Consider the following 732-nt stretch of genomic DNA (forward strand, 5'->3'; position numbering starts at 1 on the left):
ATTAGAACCTGTTTATCTAATTGTTTGGATGGACGGCATTGTATTTAAAGTACGAGAAAACTCCAAGGTAATAAATAAGACTGTTTATATCGCAGTAGGACTTCGTAGAGATGGTAAAAAGGAAGTTCTCGGGCTTTGGTTAGGCAAAAATGAATCATCCTCTTACTGGATGAGTGTACTTACTGATATGAAAGCACGTGGATTGCAGGATATTTTGATTACGGCAACCGATAACCTGAATGGATTTACCGATACTATTCGAAATGTATTTCCTCAAGCGACTCGACAAATTTGTGTTGTTCATCAGATACGAAATTCTAGCAGATATGTAGTCTGGAAGGATAAAAAGGAATTCACAAAAGATATGAAATGTATCTATAATGCTCCTACAAAAGCTGCTGCTGAAGCAGCATTAGAAGACTTTGCAGACAAATGGAATTCAAAGTATTCCTATGCTGTTAAAAGTTGGCGGGATAACTGGGAAGAACTAACCGCTTTCTTTGAATTTCCGTTAGAAATCAGAAAAATAATTTATACAACCAACCTGATTGAAAACTTGAATGGCAAAATCAGGAAATACACGAAAAACAAACTCTCTTTTCCTACTGATGATGCTGTAATGAAGTCGGTTTATCTGGCTGTTAGGGAAGCCACTAAAAAATGGACCATGCCAATCAGAAATTGGGGAGTGATCTTAAATCAGTTTTTAACTATATTTGAAGATAGGGTCAG

At 36.3% G+C, this 732-nt stretch carries 1 protein-coding gene; it reads left to right on the plus strand.

What is annotated here, in order from left to right:
• A partial coding sequence (locus ACT3CE_RS18860; RefSeq protein WP_444711312.1) for an IS256 family transposase occupies window positions 1-732 on the plus strand: 732 nt, incomplete at both ends.

Source organism: Marinifilum sp. RC60d5, from assembly GCF_052400665.1.
Taxonomy (GTDB): Bacteria; Bacteroidota; Bacteroidia; order Bacteroidales; family Marinifilaceae; genus JBQTGK01.